The organism is Streptomyces sp. NPDC002845, assembly GCF_053591955.1.
On sequence record NZ_JBSFUU010000254.1, the window covers coordinates 1 to 1,208 of the forward strand.

General features: G+C 38.2%; 1 protein-coding gene. It reads left to right on the forward strand.

All coding sequences use genetic code 11. The features are described 5' to 3' along the window. The coding region (dld, locus tag ACWD3C_RS48705) for a D-lactate dehydrogenase (RefSeq protein ID WP_451155285.1) at window positions 1–1,208 on the forward strand (1,208 nt) is incomplete at both ends.

The window sequence follows — 1,208 nt, forward strand, 5'->3', positions numbered from 1 at the left end:
AATATGGACTTAGTCGAAGAACTAGTCAATGTTGTTGGTAAAAAAAATGTTATTACTAACAAAGCAAAATCTTTACGTTTTAGGAAAGGGTACCGCTCAGGTAAGGGCGATGCAGTTGCAGTCGTATTTCCAACCACTTTAATGGCAATGTGGCGTGTGCTTAATGTTTTGCATGATAACAATATTATCATTATTATGCAAGCAGCCAACACTAGTTTGACTGAGGGATCCGTACCAGCCCCAGGTTATGACCGTTCTGCAGTTGTTGTGAACGGCATGAAAATTAAAGATTTACAGTTAATCAATAATGGGGAACAAGTACTAGCATTCCCCGGTACGACACTGTTTCACTTAGAAAATGAATTGCGACCACTTAAACGTGAACCACATTCAGTCATTGGCTCATCTAATTTGGGTGCATCGGTCATTGGTGGTATTAACAACAATTCTGGTGGTGCTTTGATCAGAAGAGGTCCAGCTTATACAGAGCTATCATTGTATGTTTGGATTGATGAACATGACGAAATGCACTTAGTTAACCATTTAGGCATTGATTTGGGCAAAACGCCCGAAGAGATTATTACTAATTTGCAGAACCGCAATTTTGATTTGAATCAAGTACCAGCTACTGAACATCATGGTTCAATGTTCCATCATGAACAGGTTGTGCGTGACATTGAATCTGATAAGCCTATTCGATACAATGCAAATCCTAAAGAATTGTATGAAGTATCTGGATCGTCCGGTCACGTTGCGGCATTGGCTGTCCGCTTAGATACATTCCCAATGGATAAAAAAACACAAATGTTTTACATTGGAACGAATAATCCCGATGAGTTGGAAGATATTCGTCGCCATATTATGACGACATTCAAAGAATTGCCTGTTTCTGGTGAATATATGCATAAAAATGCTTATAAATTGGCCAAGAAATATGGTAAAGACTCACTAATTGTGATTGAAAAAATTGGTACGGGTCATTTGCCCCAAATGTTTGCGCTAAAAGCATGGGGCGAACGCTTTTTGAAGCACATTCCGTTTTTCAAACCTTATTTCCCAGATCGTTTGCTTCAAACATTAAGTAATTTATTTCCTAATCAAATACCAAAGCGGTTAGATGATTATTACGAAAAGTACGACCATTACCTACAATTGAAAATGGCTGGTAATGGTATTGAAGAAGCGCGAGAGTATCTCAAATCTTATTT